This window comes from Aromatoleum toluolicum (assembly GCF_012911005.2).
GTDB classification, from domain to species: Bacteria; Pseudomonadota; Gammaproteobacteria; order Burkholderiales; family Rhodocyclaceae; genus Aromatoleum; species Aromatoleum toluolicum.
The window spans coordinates 1-398 of the sequence record NZ_WTVS01000260.1 but is presented as its reverse complement, the minus strand read 5'-3'; the positions used below and the strand labels follow the sequence as shown (position 1 = coordinate 398).

The 398-nt window shown below is 57.8% G+C and carries 1 pseudogene; it reads right to left on the bottom strand.

Going from position 1 to position 398, the window contains the following annotated elements:
- Positions 1 to 163: 163 nt before the first annotated feature.
- Positions 164 to 398, bottom strand: a pseudogene (locus GPA27_RS28645) (beta-ketoacyl-ACP synthase II); the annotation flags it as partial.

Below are 398 nucleotides of genomic sequence, written 5' to 3'. Positions count from 1 at the left end.
GAGGGAGGCCGCCTCGAAAGCCGCGTCACAAGACAGCTCCCTTCGACGGACGAATCAAGCGCCAACTCGATGACAGACCGACACCACAGTCAATGACACATCGCCCGCAGGCCCACGAGCGATACGTATTGCCACCGGATCCGAGATTGGTATGTGCGCGCAATCAGACGCGTTTGAATACCAGCGTTCCGTTGGTGCCGCCAAAGCCAAAGTTGTTCTTGACGGCCACATCAATCTTCATGTCCCGCGCCGTATTGGCGCAGTAGTCGAGATCGCACTCCGGATCCTGGTTGAACAGGTTGATGGTGGGCGGCACTTTTTGTTCATGCAGTGCCAGCACGGTGAACACACTCTCAATCCCCCCCGCACCACCGAGCAAGTGGCCCGTCATGGATTTG